Raw genomic sequence first — 14877 nt, 5'->3', positions numbered from 1 at the left:
CCATGGCAACCGACACCCTCAACCAGCAAGGTCATGCCCACGGGCATGACCATGATCACGACCACGACCATCATGATGCCGCGGGCACCAAGGTCTTCGGTTTCTGGGTCTATCTGATGAGCGACCTGGTGATCTTCGGGTCACTGTTCGCCACCTACGCCGTGCTCCTTCGGGGCACGGCCGATGGTCCGACCCCGGGCGAGATCTTCCAGCTCCCGTTCATCCTGGTCGGGACCTTCCTGCTGCTGTTCTCGAGTTTCACCTACGGCATGGCGGTGCTCGCCATGAACGCCAATCAGGCATCCAAGGTGATGAAGTGGCTCGGGATCACCTTCCTGCTGGGCGCGGCCTTCGTGGCGCTGGAACTCTATGAGTTCCGTCACCTGATCCATGAGGGCTTTGGTCCGGATCGTTCAGGCTTCCTGTCGGCCTTCTTCCTGCTGGTCGGTACCCACGGTCTGCACGTGACCGCCGGTCTGATCTGGATCCTGGTGATGATGATCCAGGTGAAGCAGCGTGGTCTCGACGATATGGTGCGTCCGCGCATCATGTGTCTGAGCCTGTTCTGGCACTTCCTGGACATCGTCTGGATCTGCGTCTTCTCCTTCGTCTACCTGATGGGAGCCCTGTGATATGAGCGGACACGCCAACGACCATCACAGCCATGGCAGCGTCAAGTCCTATGTGATCGGCCTGATCCTGTCCATCGTGCTGACCGTCATTCCCTTCGGGGCGGTGATGACCGGCGCCTTCGACACCTTCGCGACGTTGATCGTGATCGTCGGTACCGCGGTGGCTCAGGTGCTGGTGCAGCTCGTGCTGTTCATGCACATGAACACCAAGGCCGATGAAGGCTGGAACTTCATGTCCTTCGTCTTCACCGTGGCGATCCTGGTTCTGGTCATCGGAGGTTCCCTATGGATCATGTACCACCTGCATCGCAACATGATGATCGGCTGACGCCGACTCGCATGATGTTCAGGGACACTCTCAGGGACTACCTCACCATCACCAAGCCGGGCATCATCGGCGGCAACGTGATCTCTGTTCTGGGCGGCTACTTCCTGGCCGCCCAGGGCCAGTTCGATGCCGTGGTGTTCCTGTCGGCGCTGTTGGGTCTGGCCCTGGTAATCGCCTCGGGCTGCGCCTACAACAACGTCATCGACAAGGACATCGATGCCCTGATGGAGCGCACCCGCAACCGCCCGCTGGTGCAGGGGCGGGTCAGCGAAGCGGCGACACTTCGGTTTGCCACCCTGCTGGGCATCGCCGGCTTCGGTCTGCTGGCGCTGGGGACCAATGCGTTGACGGTGGGTCTGGCGGCCTTCGGCTTCGTCATCTATGTGGGGGCCTACAGCCTCTACATGAAGCGCAATTCCGAGTTCGGCACTCTGGTCGGCAGCCTCTCCGGGGCGGTGCCGCCGGTGGTGGGCTATTGCGCGGTGACCGGCAGCTTCGATACCGGGGCCTTGACCCTGCTGGTGATCTTCAGCCTGTGGCAGATGCCGCACTCCTACGCGATCGCGATCTTTCGCATGGAAGATTACCGCGCCGCCAACATTCCGGTGCTGCCGGTGGTTCGCGGTATCGGTACGGCCAAGCACCATATCCTGGGCTATATCCTGGCCTTTATCGGTGCGACGCTGTCGCTGAGTCTGGCCGGCTACGCTGGACCCGGTTACTTCATCGTTGCCCTGGTGCTGGGCGTCTACTGGCTGTATATCGCGGCCAAGGGCTACCGTACCGACGACAACGTGCGTTGGGCGCGACAGGTATTCGGCATCTCGATCCTCACCATCACGGCGCTGAGCCTGATGATGTCACTGGACGCGACGCTGATGCCAAGCACGCCGATGTGGACCTCGATGTCCTGATCGGGTGGCGCTGAAACCGAAACCCCGCATCTTCACCGATGCGGGGTTTTTTTGTGTTTATCAGTCGTATGGGTGAAGCGTGACTGGAGATCAAGTGTTGTACAGGACTTGTATAGTATGTACGGTAACGTTGGTAGCGAAGCGAAAAATCGCTTCTATACTGCAAGTTAAGGACAACGGAGTCGCGGGCGCCGAGTGCCGGTCTCGGGACTTACTTCAGCGGTAGCAGGAGGGAGTCAGTATGCTGACACACGTCTGGGGATTGATGGCCCACCCGAATCGCGAATGGAAGCAGATCAAGCAGGAAAGGGAGACGATAACGCACCTGTACGCGCATCACGTGTTGTTGCTGGCCGCCATACCGGTGATCTGCTCGTACATCGGTACCACCCAGGTCGGCTGGAGTCTCGGCGGCGGCACGACCATCAAGCTCAGTTATCTAGACGCCCTGGGGGCGGGGATCGCCTTCTATCTGGTGATCCTGGCGGCGGTCTACATCGTCGGCAAGACCATCCGTTACTCGGCTAAACGCTTTCCCAAGACACCCAGCCAGAGCCAGTGCATCATCTTTGCCGGCTATGTGGCGACCCCGATGTTCCTGAGCGGCATCGTGGCGATCTACCCGATCATCTGGCTGTGCCTGCTGGCCGGCGTTATCGGCCTCTGTTACACCGCCTACCTGCTGTATCTGGGCATTCCCTCCTTTCTCGATATCAGCGAAAAGGAAGGCTTCGTCGTCTCCAGCACCACCCTTGCGGTGGGGGTACTGGTGCTCGAAGGACTGCTCGGCATGACCGTCCTGCTGTGGGGCTACGGAGAGCGCATCATTCTGTCGCTGCTGGGGTGACTAGAGGGTGACTGGAGGGTGACAAGAGGTCGACTAAAGGTCGATTAAAGGTCGGCTAAAGAGTGACAAGTCGACGGGGATGACCCGAGAGCACTGAAACTCGAGGCGTGCAGGACCTGGCCGTTCAGTCCGACAACACGGGTAAGACAAGAGGGGCGACGCTGATGCGTCGCCCCTTTTTCTATCTGGGCCTTTCTGTGCGGCCCGATCTGGTGGGTGTCAGCCCGTTTACCCCTTGATACTGTCCAGCGCCTTGCGCAGGTGGTCGATGCTGCGCTCGGGCTGATGCAGCTTGTCCAGGCCGAACAGGCCAATGCGGAAGGTCTGGAAATCGTCGCCTTCATCGCACATCAGTGGGACCCCGGCGGCGACCTGGACGCCGGCTGCGGCGAACTTGCCGACCAGCCCCGGGTCGTTGTGGTAGCAGACCACCACACCGGGCGCCTCGTAACCCTCGGCGGCGACGCTCTTGAAGCCGTACTCGGCCAGCAGGCTGCGCACTCCCTGGCCCAGGGCCCACTGTTCCTGTTTCACCTTGTCGAAGCCGTAGGCGTCGGTCTCGCGCATGATCTCGCGTAGCTCGCGCAGGCTGTCGGTGGGCATGGTCGCGTGGTAAGCGTGGCCGCCATTCTCGTAGGCCTCCATGATCTCGAGCCACTTCTTGAGATCGGCGGCGAAGCTGGTGCTGGTGGTTTCCTTGATGATCTCTCGCGCCTGGGCCGAGAGCATCACCATGGCGCAGCAGGGTGAGCCGCTCCAGCCCTTCTGGGGGGCGCTGATCAGCAGGTCGACGCCAGTGTCCTGCATGTCCACCCAGACGGTGCCCGAGGCGATGCAGTCCAGCACCATCAGGCCGCCGTGGGCGTGCACCGCATCGGATACGCGACGGATGTAGTCGTCCGGCAGGATCATGCCGGACGAGGTTTCTACGTGGGGGGCGAAGACGATGTCCGGCTGCAGTCGCTCGATGGCCTGCTCGACTTCCTCGATGGGGGGCGGGGCGAACGCTGAGGTCGGATCGCTGTCCTGCTGACGTCGGGCCTTCTCCACGCACAGTTCGGCCGGGATCTTGCCCATCTCGAGGATCTGGTGCCAGCGGTAGCTGAACCAGCCATTGCGGATGACCAGGGCGCTGCGGTTCTGGGCGAACTGGCGGGCTACCGCCTCCATGCCGAAGGTGCCGCTCCCGGGCACGATGACCGCGCTGTGGGCGTTGTACACCTGCTTCAAGGTGGTGGAGATGTCGCGCATTACGCCTTGAAAGCTCTGCGACATATGGTTCAGGGCGCGGTCGGTATAGACCACGGAGTATTCCAGCAGGCCATCGGGATCGACGTCCGGGAGCAAGCCAGGCATGAGGCGCATCCTTACAGTGGGCGTTGAACAAGCCGAAGACGCGGACTGCGTCAGCGACGACGGCGCCGAGCGGCTAGGGCTCGGCGCTCATTATTCTCTACAGCATAAGGTCAAAGGGCGGTGGCGGCCAGAGGACGGCGGCTCGCGCGTGGCGCGGTCATTTTCCTTGTGTGACTGTCGTTACATCCGAGTCCGTCGTGATATGTGTTTTTGTACTGATTCGAGTAAAAAACGGACTAACCCGCCAATAAGGATTTTCATGAGACTTATCAGCCATTTCGCGTAGATGTCATCTCAGTAGCTGAAGCAGCGCGGCATGACCGATGGCTGGCAAAGCAAACTTTGACCATGCTGAGAAGACCGCTGCCAATAAGGCGTCGCAGCGTGTTTCGTCTAACGCCGTCGGTGACGCCGGGAGGTCCGGCCGGCGGAGCACGATCTTCCCAGGTGGAGGACGTCGATCATGAACGAACCATCATCATGTACGTGTCAGGCCGCTGGACTGACGCCTGAGCAGCTCGACGTGCTGCTGGCGCGAAACCCGCAATTGGCACAGGAACTGGCGGCACGATATCAGCAAACACTGGCCGAACCGGCAGAGCTGGACAGGCCAGATGACCTGGCCGCGGTGGGACTGGGGCCGGATGGGGCGCCGCTGGTCAGCGGTCCTGCGGAGCCCATGCCGCTGGCCCGTTTCGATCTCAGCAACGGCAACCGCGTCGAATTCGTCGGGCTTAGAGGCGACGACAAGGAGGCCCAGGTAGGTATGCGGGAGTTGGGCGTGAGCGATCGTGCGACCCCGCGAACCTTTGCAAGCGAAGTTGGCAAGTCCGCGCTGGATCACTACCTTATGCTCGCCCCGCAGGAGGTGCCCATCCCGAAGATGCTGCTCGAGCTGAATCCCGACATCGACCGCAAGGCGTTCAAGAATCGCACCGTGGAGCGGTTGGAAGAACCCATCGAGGTGGATCTGGACGAGTTGGGCATAACGCCGGACACTGCCAGGGCAGGGTCCTCAGCAGGAGGCGGACCAGGCCAGCAATACTGTGTCCCGGGCGATGGTTATCATCTGTTTCGCAACCACAACTGCGAGACCGTCTCCTTCCCGAGCAACACCTGGTGGTGGTGCGACCCGGAGGCCCACTATTCCTTCCGGGATCGCTGGACCTCTGACCGCAAGCGTCGCAACTCTCTTGGTGTCACCACTGCCTGCCATGGGCCGGCGGCCACCCTGCACTACTACAAGAATGTCTTTGGCAACTGGAAGCATCTACATACCTTTCACCTGCCTTCAGGCTACTGGCAGTGGACCCGGTATGAGGGGCTATCCAAGCGAGACCGCTGGATACGACATCGCTGTGTGACCGCGGGAGGCAGCAGCTTCGTGCGCTGCGTCAGCTTCTTCTACAACTGAGGCCTGTGTCATCTGCGCAGCGCTCGTTGCTTTCGTTGCAGGAGGGGGGGGGGGCAGGGCAACAGGGTCGGCGATCAAGCGAGCGACTCGTCGAACCATCTCGGCGCCATCACCGTTGTCGCGGTGGTGGCGCCTTGCTGTTTGGCGTCTGGTTTGGTGAGGGTTCCGGCCATGCGGGGTTGCTGCGGCTAGGGCGTCAGGCAGAGGTTTCGGATTCTGCGATGGGCTCGGGCAGGGCGCCCTGGTTGATCCGCGCGATGGCGGCGGCGGCGCGCTCCAGCGCCGGCAGGCAGTCCAGTGCGCGCTGTTTATCCATGCGCATCACCGGTGCCTGGATCGCCAGGCCGACGTTGGAGACCCCGGTGGGGTTGGGGGCCAGCACCGCGATGCACAGAAGCCCCGGTAGGAATTCCTCGTCGTCGAAGGCGTAGCCGTCGCGCTTGACCTGCTCGATCTCCGCTTCCAGAGCGTCGATGTCGGTAAGCGTGTTTCGGGTGAAGGCCTCCAGGGTGGCATCGGCGAGCAGCCGACGGCGCTGGGAGGCGCTCATCTGCGCCAGAAACAGCTTGCCGCTGGCGGAGCAATGGGCAGGCACCCGGGAGCCGGGGTGTAGATAGAAGCGCAGCGGAGCCGACGTCTCGACGCGGTCCAGATAGAGCACCTCGCTGCCGGACAGGGCAGTGATGTTGCAGCTTTCCCCGACCTCGCGGACCAGCTCAGCCAACACGCCGTGACGTGCGCCCTGAACGGTGTCGTTGAGCAGCAGGGTCTCGGCCAGCCGGCGCAGGCGGCTGCCCTTGCTGTAGTGGCGGTTGTCCGCTTCGCGCTGCAGCATGCCGGAGTTCTCGAGCTGCTGCAGCATCCGGTGCAGCGTCGGCTTGGGCAGGCCGGTCTCGTCCACCAGGCTCTGCAGGGTGAAGTACTGGTCCTTCTCCGCGATCACCTCGAGCAGCGCCAGCAGGCGCTGGGCCGGGGTGTCGCCCTCGATGATCCGGGTGTCAAAGCTTGCTGTGCTCATGGCGGGGTCTCCTCGATACTACAAGCCTATACGTATCTAAAAATTAATCAATGTGTATCGGAAAACGGAATTCGCCGAGATCACTGTCGTCTCTGACTGAAGCACGTCGGCGTCGGGAACCGGGCGGCGGACGTGAGTGGACAGGCACCCATGAGCCAGGACTCGGCCATGGCCAACCGGTTGTCGCGGTATCCGGCATAGGCTGCCCTGTCTGAGCTTGCACCGAGTCAAAAGTCCGAGCGGATTTCGGCACGGTAGCTGAAGCGGTCGGCCCTTCCCTTGGTGGTACGGACTTCCACGATACGGTCGTGGCTGGTGTAGGTCATCCGCTTGAGCACCACCACCGGGGTGCCGGGAGCGATGTCCAGCAGGGCGGCGGTGTGGGTATCGGCGGCTTCTGCGGTCAGGGTTTCGTCGGCCCGGACGACGGGGATGCCGAATCGGTCGAGGATCAAGGCATAGAAGTAGTCGGGAATATAAAGCTCGGAATCTTCCAGCCCCGGCACCAGTACGCTTGGCCACCAGCTGTACTCCACCAGGGTCGGGGCGTCATCGACCACTCCCAGGCGTTCGATATAGGTGACTGGACTGGTCTGGCTCAGGCCGAGGCGGGTATATACGTCATCGGGAGCCTGGCGGATAGCGCGATCGGTGGTGGTCTTGTGGATACGCACGTCCTTGCCGTCGGCGTCCCCGTAGCTGACAAAGCGAAACAGGGTTTCCTCGAAGTCGGTCCGCGAGACATAGGTGCCCTTGCCCTGATGGCGGAACAGCAGTTTTTCCCAGACCAGATTGGAGATGGCCTTCTTGACCGTTCCCTGACTGATCTGCAGCCGGTCGGCGAGCTGCCATTCGGGTGGAATGAGGTCGCCCGGGGCCAGGTCCCCCCGTTCGATCAGGCCGCGAATATGGTCCTGCAGCAGTCGGTACAGCGGTTTCCCCGGCTGTGCCACCATCACCTCGGGGGAGAAGAGGCCAAGGCGATCAGATTCGTTTTCACTGGTCATTCGCAAGATCCCGCTGCTGGCAAGGTCGGAAGGGGAGGCTGCTCGGGTCAGGCGCTTGTCTGACTCGCCGCTGCCCTGCAGCAGCGTGACGGCGCTCGCCTCTTTCACACCTTGATTCATCCGTTTCATTCTTAAGTGGTATTTCATCAATCTATCACGGGGCTCCTGTGCAGACACCTTTCCGGCCGTGTGACCCCTGGCCTCAGACCGGAAAGAGAAACAGCGGGCGGCGGGTGCGACGACTGATCTTGCGCGCCACCGAGCCAAGCACCATATGACCCAGCCCGGACTGGCGCTGTGTTCCCATGACGATGCAATCGGCATCGATTCTGTCGGCCTCCTGCAGGATGATTCGGGATGGCTTGCCAATGCGGACGTGAATCTCCTTCAGAGAGGCGTGGTAGCTGTCTTCCGAGGCCAGCGTCGAGTGGCCGAAGTCTTCAAGGCGGCGCTTGATTTCGTCGATGGCCTGCCGGGTCGCTCGTTCGCGATAGTTGTCCAGCGGGGAAACGGCGGTATAGCGGCTGGCCAGGCTGTCTTTCAACAGTGCCGGATCTTCGATGACGTGCAGCAGGTGGACCGCGGCGCCGAAGCGTTCGGCGATACCGATGGCCTTGCGGAAGACGTCGGGGCTGTGGGCGCTGAGGTCAGTGGCATACAGCAGCCGGGATATCTGGAAGCTCATGGCTTCATCCTCACAAAGGTTGGATGGCGCAGGCGGTGAGCCGACGTGGCCGAGGCACCTTCGACGCCAAGGCCGGGCTCGCCGGCGCCAGGCCCGGCCGAAACATCGATCAGGCAGGACCCTGGGTACCGCGAGCGCAGGCCAGGGCATCGGGCGCCAGGCTAGGCCGGTGCTTGATGCAGATGGTCGATCATCTCCGCAATCTTGAGGCGCTGGACCTTGCCGGAGGGCCCTCTGGGCAGCCATTTCACGATGTGAACATGTTCAGGCGCCTTGTAGTCACCGACCTCCTCGCGACAGTAGTCGAGAAGTTCTTGCTGGGTCGCCCGATGGCCTTCCTTGAGCACCACGACGGCCTCTACGACCTGCCCGTAGTGCCGGTTTTCCATGGGATAGGCGGCTGCCTCCAGCACCGCCTCATGGGCCAGCAGGGCGTCATCGATCTCGCGCGGGGCGATGTTCTCGCCACCCTTAATGATCAGCTCCTTGATGCGGCCCGTGATGAAGAAGAAGCCTTCCTCATCGCGATAGCCAAGGTCGCCGGTGTGCAGCCAACCCTCGTTATCGATGGTGTCTGCTGTGGCCTCGGGATTCTTGTAGTACTCCTTCATGACGTTGTCGCCGCGGACAACGATTTCACCGGTCTGGTGGCAGGGCAGTACCTGTCCTGTCGAGTCGAAGACACTGACCTCGTTGCGGTAGGCGATACCGGGGGATCCGTAGCGAGATTCGAAAGGGGGCAAGGGGTTGGACAGGATCTGGGCCGCGGTTTCGGTCAGTCCCATGGTTTCCACCAGGCTGACACCGAAGGTGGTCTCGAAACGGCGGTGGCTCTCCGCCGGCAGTGCCGAAGAGGCAGATCGCCCGAAACGCACCTGACGCATGCGCGGATCCTCGCGCAGGTCCTTCGACTCTGGCTTCTCGGCATGCTCCAGCAGGTAGGCGACAATCGTCGGCACGATACTGAACCAGGTGCACTGGTTGTCGAGCAGCCAGTCCCAGAATGCCGAGACACTCAGCTTCTCCGGCAGCACCACACTGCCGCCACTGATCAGTGGCGCCATGATGGTGACCACCTGGGCGTTGATATGGTAAAGCGGCAGAACGCAGAGGGCGCGATCCTTCTGGCACAGCGAGTGGGCCTCGATGGTGCACCTTCCCCCCGCGATCAGATTGGCGTGGGTCAGCACGACGCCCTTGGGCTTGCCTGTTGTGCCCGAGGTATACATCAACAATGCCGTGTCGTCGGGCGCTACCACGGGCAAGGGCGAAGACGCGATACGCTCTTGCTGCCGCGGCCCGTTGCGAGGACAGGCGACCAGAATTTCCTTCTCGCTCCCGTCGAGCAGGCCATCAAGGCGCTGCTCGTAGTGGGGCGATACGATGACAGTGGTGGCATCACAGTGCTCCAGCACGTAGCGCAACTGGGCCTCCCCTGCGATGGCGTTCAAGGAGACCGCGACACGACCACTGGCCATGATCGCCAGCAGCAGTGAGGCGGTCCACAGTCCGTTGTCCATCAGCATGGCCACATGGTCGCCGGGCTGGCAGCCGCGCGCCTGAAGAAGGCCATGCACCCACTCGACGCGCTCCTGGAGTCGGGACATCGAGACCGTCTCGCCAGTGTCGGGACAGATCAGGAAATCAGTGGCGGGTTGGCGTTCACACTGATGCTTGATGGTGTCTTGAATGGTCATCATCTGGCCGGCCTCTAGAAGGGATTGGCGATGCCGTGCTTGTCGAAAAAACCGGAAAACAGATCCTGGGGCAGAGGGGGAGAGGCCTCGATGGTTCGCACGATGCGGGTCGTGTTGAGGTAGTGGCGGTAGTTCATGTTGTCGGAAATGCTGTTCTTGCCCCAGCTACCGCAGCCCATCGACAAGGAAAACGGAAGGGCGTTGTCGAAGTTGCCACCATTGCCGAAGGCGTGGGCCTGATTGACGATCACCCGGCAGACCGGCATCTCCAGTCCCAGCTTCTCGATGTGCTCATCGGTGGTGCTGTGGATACCGCAGGAGTGCCCCTTGCCCTGGTATTCGAGCAGTTCCCTGGTGATCGCAAAGGCATCCTCGAAGTCTCTGGCCCGGTAGAGGGTCAGCACCGGTGACAGCTTTTCGCCCGAAAAGGGGTAGTCCGCCCCGATGCCGCTTTCTTCCACCAGCAGGATCGAGGCGTCGAGACACGCCGGACGATCGAGCCCCACGGTGCTGGCGATACTGCCGGCATCCCGGGCGATCACGTCACGACTGAGGTTGCCATCCGTCCACATGCGACCTTCGAGAATCCGCTTTTCCTGTTCGGTCAGCAGTACCGCCGCGTGGTCTCGCAGTGCCGAGACCATGCTGTCGTAAACGCTGTCGAGGATGACCAGGCTGTTCTCCGAGCTGCAGCTGGTCGCATTGTCGAAGGTCTTGGAGGCAAGAATCTTGCGCGCGGCATCTGCGATATTGGCGCTTTCATCGATGATGACCGGGACATTGCCTGCCCCGACGCCGATGGCCGGGGTGCCACTGGAATAGGCGGAGCGCACATTGTTCTGGGAGCCGGTGACGACGATCAGGTCGACCAGTTGCATCAAGGCATGGGTGCTCGCCTTGGTCACCGGGTCCGGTAGCAGTTGCACCAGATCCCGGGGGGCTCCGATACGGGCGAGCTCGTCCTGCATGTAGTTCACCAGCCGTTCGCACACGGCGTAGCCCTTGGGCGAGGGAGCCAGCACGATGGCGTTGCGACCCTTGAGTGCGTTGATCGTCTTGTTGGTGGGCGTAGCCGCGGGGTTGGTGGAAGGCACCACGGCGCCGACCACGCCGATCGGGCGGGATATCTCGACGATACCTGTGCTCGGGTCTTCGGAGACGATACCCACGGTGCGCTTGCCCTCGAGGTTGGCCAGCAATCCAAGGGTCTTGCGGTGGTTCTTGGCGATCTTGTCGGAAACCTTGCCAAGCCCGGTGGTGGCCACCGCGAGTTGTGACAGCTCCTCATTTCGCGTGGGCTCCATCAACGCCCAGGCGGCGGCCAGCACGACTTCATCGACTTGCTGCTGGTCGTATTGCTCGAACCGTCGCTGGGCTTCTCGGGCTCGTTCGACAATGGGGGCTACCAGCCGGTAGGCGCTATTGTCGTCAGAAGAATGCTTATGGTTGGTGTTCATGTTGCTACCTCGACGTGTCGATGGGGTAAGCAAGGGCGGCTCCCGGCGGTGCAGGGGAATGAGGCCTGAGTTCCACGCGTCGCTACCCTTGCTTTCGTTGCCGTTGGCCTGAAATCCGCAGAGGTCACGGTGTCTCGAGCTGAGCGAAGAGTTCAGTCAGGTACGCTTGCTGTTGTTTCCACAGCGCCTCGAGGTCGGACGCTTCCATGACACGAAGGGTCGATCCGCCTTCTTTCATCTGCTCGGCGATTCCCTCGTCCTGGAACATGTCGATGAAGTTCGAAGAGAGGTAGTCGACCGTTTCCGCGTCGACCCCTCTGGGAACCATGATCCCCCTGAGGTTGAGGCTGGTGTCGTCGACGTCGTATCCCGCCTCGATAAAGGTGGGCACATCCGGCAGGAAATCGTCGCTTCTTTCGAGATCGGCAATGCCGAGGATCTTGATGCGGTCCTGGTTGCGGAAGGCGTCGGACAAGTTGTTGAATCCCGCCATCACCTGACCACCGACAACAAACCTGAGGGCGTCCACTCCTCCTGAGGTAGGAAGGTACTTCAGGGTCACCTCGGCGCTTTGCTGAAGCTGAAGGGCAGCAATATGGTGTCCGACGTAGAGCCCGGCGCCCGAGACCGTCAACTTTCCAGGATTGGCTCTGGCGTACTCCACCACGTCATCGATGGAATCGAACTCACTGTCCTTGCCGACGATGAGTACGGCAGGGTCTGCGCCCCAGTTTGCAATGGGCTGCAGGTTCTCGATGCTGTAATCGGTGTCGTACATGATCGACTGAGCGATGAAGTGCGGCACGTTATAGGCCGCAATATCGTAGCCATCGGTGGCGCCGGTACTGACAAACTGATTCCAGCCGATCTGTCCGCCTGCACCCGGGCGGTTGATCACCGTGACCGGCTGCCCGAGGTACTCATCGCCCTTCGAGGTGACGATCCTGGCCTGGAAGTCTGTCGCACCACCAGCCGAATAGGCGACCGTCAGATTCAAGGGCTTTTCCGGGAAGTCCGCCAGGCTGGGGAGGGGAGCAAGCAACAGACAGACCGCGAGGGTTGACGCTGTTTGACGCTTTACTGAGGTGGCGTGAATAGTCATTGTTTTATGCCTTCTACAGAAGTAGGCCTTTGGGAAACTGCACCTTTAACAGGGCAGTGAATACGCCGAAGAGCACCGCCAGAAAGCCGGTACCGATGACGATGTTGAGAAGGATCTTTCGGCTCGAGGAAATCCCGGGCATATAGACGCTACTGATGACGACGAACCCCACCAGGGTGGTGACGTAGAAGCCGAGAATTCGTAGTGCGAGCAGCAGCAGGAAAAAGATGGCAAGCGCCGGGATGATGCTGCCCCAGGGGATGGAGATGGCGCCTTCCTCGGCCTGGCCTGGGGCCAGGATTTCCACCGCGAGCAGCACGACTGCCAGAGTCAGTACGATCAGTGACACCACTCGGGGAAAGCTGTAGCCGTATGCCCCACCTGCCCAGGAGGCGGCTACCAGGCCAAGTGCAATGATCAGTGCGCCGAGGGCCACCTGACGCGGTTTAGTGAGCATCATGGTTGGCCTCCGGATGTACCTGGACTCGATGATCGGGCGTCGCATGCTGGCGGGTCTTGCGGGCCTGCCAACTGGCGTAGAGGCTGTAGGCCACCGACAGCAGGCACAGCGAGACCAGCAGGATATTGAGCCAGCCACCGAACATGTAACGCAGCATGCCGTCGCCGGCCTGGGCCAGCATCTGACTCTGCAGGAAGTTGGTTTCGGCAATAGGGCCGAGAATGATGCCGAGTACGATGGGCCCGGGGGTGAAGCCGTACTGCATGCCGAAGTACATCAGGGAGCCCATGGACATCATGATGATGACGTCGGAGAAGCTGTTCTGGACGCTGTAGGTGCCGAAGATGGCCAGCGTGGTCACCGCCGCCGCCATGATGTGGCGAGGAATCCGAATGACGTACTTGCCGATCCCGCTGATCCACAGCCCACACACCACCAGCAGAATCTGGCTGATCAGCAGTGCTCCCATGAAGGTCCAGGCGACCGAGGCATGCTGGGTGAACAGGTCTGGTCCGGGAAAGAGGCCTTGAATCAACAGGCCGCCGAGCAGCACCGCGGCGGTGGGGCTGCCCGGTATGCCAAGCGACAGCATGGGCACCAGTGACGCCCCGACCATGGCGTTGTTGGCACTTTCTGCAGCGATGATGCCCTCCGGCTCGCCCTTGCCGAAATTGTCCTTGTTGTGACTGAATTTCTTGCACTGGTCGTAGGCAATCAGCCCGGCAATCTGGCCACCGGCGCCGGGAATGATGCCGACGATGATGCCGGACAGGCTGCCGATCACCAGCGCCTTGACCTTCTTCAGGTTGAAGATGATCGCCTTGATCACGGAGGTGGGTGCCATGTCGAAGCGTTCGCCGCCGTTGGCACCCTTGGCGCCCTCTACCATCTGCAGCACCTGGGGTATCGCAAACAGGCCGATCAGGGCCGGGATGATGGTGATGCCGCCCTGCAGGTGCTCGCTGAAGACGAAGCGTTCGGTGCCGGTCACCGGGTTGAAGCCGATCAGCGAGATCCAGACGCCGATCGCGCCGCCGAGCAAGCCCTTGAGTACCGAGGCGCTGCCCAGAGAGCCGATGACGGTGATGCCGAGGATGGCCGTCCAGAACAGCTCCGGGGGGCCAAACTTCAGCGCCACATTGACCAGGTAAGGGGTCAGGAAGATCAGCACCAGGACCCCCAGCACGCCCCCGACGGCGGAGCTGATAAAGCAGTAGTACAGCGCCTGGGTCGCCTTGCCGGCCTTGGCCATGGGGTGGCCATCCAGCATCGTTGCAATGTTGGCGGGCGCCCCGGGGATGTTGATCAGGATGGCGCTGACCGCGCCGCCGGCGACCGTCGAGGTATACAGAACGCCGAGCAGGATCAGCCCCGAGGTAGCGTCCATCTTGAAGGTGAAGGGGATCAGTAGCGCCACCGCCATCGTCGGACTGAGCCCCGGCGTCGCCCCCAGAATCAATCCGACGATCGTGCCGCCGATCAGGATAAGCAGGTTCCAGCCGCTGAGAACCTGCGGAAGGTAATGCAGTAGTTCCACCTTGAGCCTCCCGTGACGCCACAGGGGCGGGCGTCTGTTGTCGTTGTCATTCAGTTGGGATAAGCGCGTTTGCCTTTGGCGTGCTTTCTTTCACGGGCTTGATGGCGGTCGCATCAAGGTTGGTGAGCGTGTAGAGGGTCTGGATTAAGTCATTTAACAGATATACATGAGTTGTATGTCTAGAAGTCTCCCGCGGGGCTGTCAACGTATTTTTCCCTCCGAAATGCCGCTGCAATGCAGCAATGGCGGGCCTTTCAGCGGGTGCGGGTGTTCGGCAAAAGGCGCGTGATCGATCCTGCAGGCAAGGGTGCAAGGGGCGCGGATGGAGGGGCGGGCGAGCGGCGGGAGGCGCTGCAGGGGCTTGGCGGAGCAAACAGGGTGGCACGACGACGGTCTGTTTTTATAAAAAACGAACCGTAACGT

Annotated in this window: 14 protein-coding genes; 5 read left to right on the top strand and 9 right to left on the bottom strand. The window is 61.5% G+C overall.

Going from position 1 to position 14877, the window contains the following annotated elements; translation table 11 throughout:
• Positions 1-2 precede the first annotated feature (2 nt).
• From C9F12_RS17320 to C9F12_RS17305, 4 genes are all read left to right on the top strand, one after another.
• Positions 3-632, top strand: coding sequence for a cytochrome o ubiquinol oxidase subunit III (locus C9F12_RS17320; RefSeq protein ID WP_045991924.1), 630 nt, complete (start codon positions 3-5; stop codon positions 630-632).
• A 1-nt stretch (position 633) separates the two neighbouring features.
• Positions 634-960 (top strand): cytochrome o ubiquinol oxidase subunit IV, encoded by a 327-nt coding sequence (gene cyoD / locus C9F12_RS17315; RefSeq protein ID WP_045991965.1) that lies wholly within the window; start codon positions 634-636, stop codon positions 958-960.
• Positions 961-974: 14 nt separating this feature from the next.
• A complete protein-coding gene (gene cyoE / locus C9F12_RS17310) occupies positions 975-1874 on the top strand; it encodes a heme o synthase (RefSeq protein ID WP_231498497.1) in 900 nt (299 codons plus the stop codon).
• A 241-nt stretch (positions 1875-2115) separates the two neighbouring features.
• Positions 2116-2721, top strand: a complete 606-nt coding sequence (locus C9F12_RS17305; protein WP_083970270.1) for a Yip1 family protein — start codon at positions 2116-2118, stop codon at positions 2719-2721.
• 228 nt (positions 2722-2949) lie between these two features.
• On the opposite strand, the gene C9F12_RS17300 is transcribed toward C9F12_RS17305, so the two are convergent.
• Positions 2950-4077 carry an aminotransferase class V-fold PLP-dependent enzyme gene (locus C9F12_RS17300; RefSeq protein ID WP_045991926.1) on the bottom strand — a complete coding sequence of 376 codons (1128 nt, stop codon included), beginning with the start codon at positions 4075-4077 and terminating at the stop codon, positions 2950-2952.
• 463 nt (positions 4078-4540) lie between these two features.
• Between C9F12_RS17300 and C9F12_RS17295 the strand changes: the two genes are divergently transcribed.
• On the top strand, positions 4541-5491 hold the full coding sequence (locus tag C9F12_RS17295) for a hypothetical protein (protein WP_108449685.1): 951 nt from the start codon (positions 4541-4543) through the stop codon (positions 5489-5491).
• Positions 5492-5687: 196 nt separating this feature from the next.
• On the opposite strand, the gene C9F12_RS17290 is transcribed toward C9F12_RS17295, so the two are convergent.
• The 8 genes from C9F12_RS17290 to C9F12_RS17260 form a co-directional block, all read right to left on the bottom strand.
• Positions 5688-6509 (bottom strand): IclR family transcriptional regulator, encoded by an 822-nt coding sequence (locus C9F12_RS17290; protein ID WP_045991928.1) that lies wholly within the window; start codon positions 6507-6509, stop codon positions 5688-5690.
• Positions 6510-6736: 227 nt separating this feature from the next.
• A complete protein-coding gene (locus C9F12_RS17285; protein ID WP_162197827.1) occupies positions 6737-7516 on the bottom strand; it encodes a GntR family transcriptional regulator in 780 nt (259 codons plus the stop codon).
• A gap of 202 nt (positions 7517-7718) precedes the next feature.
• On the bottom strand, positions 7719-8201 hold the full coding sequence (locus C9F12_RS17280) for a universal stress protein (protein ID WP_045991929.1): 483 nt from the start codon (positions 8199-8201) through the stop codon (positions 7719-7721).
• A gap of 161 nt (positions 8202-8362) precedes the next feature.
• Positions 8363-9901: an AMP-binding protein gene (locus C9F12_RS22830; protein WP_205254724.1), complete on the bottom strand. Its 1539-nt coding sequence runs from the start codon at positions 9899-9901 to the stop codon at positions 8363-8365.
• A gap of 11 nt (positions 9902-9912) precedes the next feature.
• Positions 9913-11355 carry an aldehyde dehydrogenase family protein gene (locus C9F12_RS22825; RefSeq protein WP_205254723.1) on the bottom strand — a complete coding sequence of 481 codons (1443 nt, stop codon included), beginning with the start codon at positions 11353-11355 and terminating at the stop codon, positions 9913-9915.
• A 124-nt stretch (positions 11356-11479) separates the two neighbouring features.
• On the bottom strand, positions 11480-12457 hold the full coding sequence (locus tag C9F12_RS17270; protein ID WP_108449683.1) for a tripartite tricarboxylate transporter substrate binding protein: 978 nt from the start codon (positions 12455-12457) through the stop codon (positions 11480-11482).
• Positions 12458-12470: 13 nt separating this feature from the next.
• Entirely contained in the window at positions 12471-12917 is a 447-nt protein-coding gene (locus C9F12_RS17265) for a tripartite tricarboxylate transporter TctB family protein (RefSeq protein ID WP_162816516.1), read from the bottom strand.
• Entirely contained in the window at positions 12904-14454 is a 1551-nt protein-coding gene (locus tag C9F12_RS17260; protein ID WP_108449681.1) for a tripartite tricarboxylate transporter permease, read from the bottom strand. The genes C9F12_RS17265 and C9F12_RS17260 overlap by 14 nt, the downstream gene beginning before the upstream one ends.
• Positions 14455-14877 lie beyond the last annotated feature (423 nt).

The organism is Halomonas sp. BN3-1 (genome assembly GCF_003056325.1).
GTDB classification, from domain to species: Bacteria; Pseudomonadota; Gammaproteobacteria; order Pseudomonadales; family Halomonadaceae; genus Halomonas; species Halomonas litopenaei.
The sequence above is the reverse complement of the archived record's forward strand: the minus strand, read 5'-3'. Positions and strand labels throughout refer to the sequence as shown.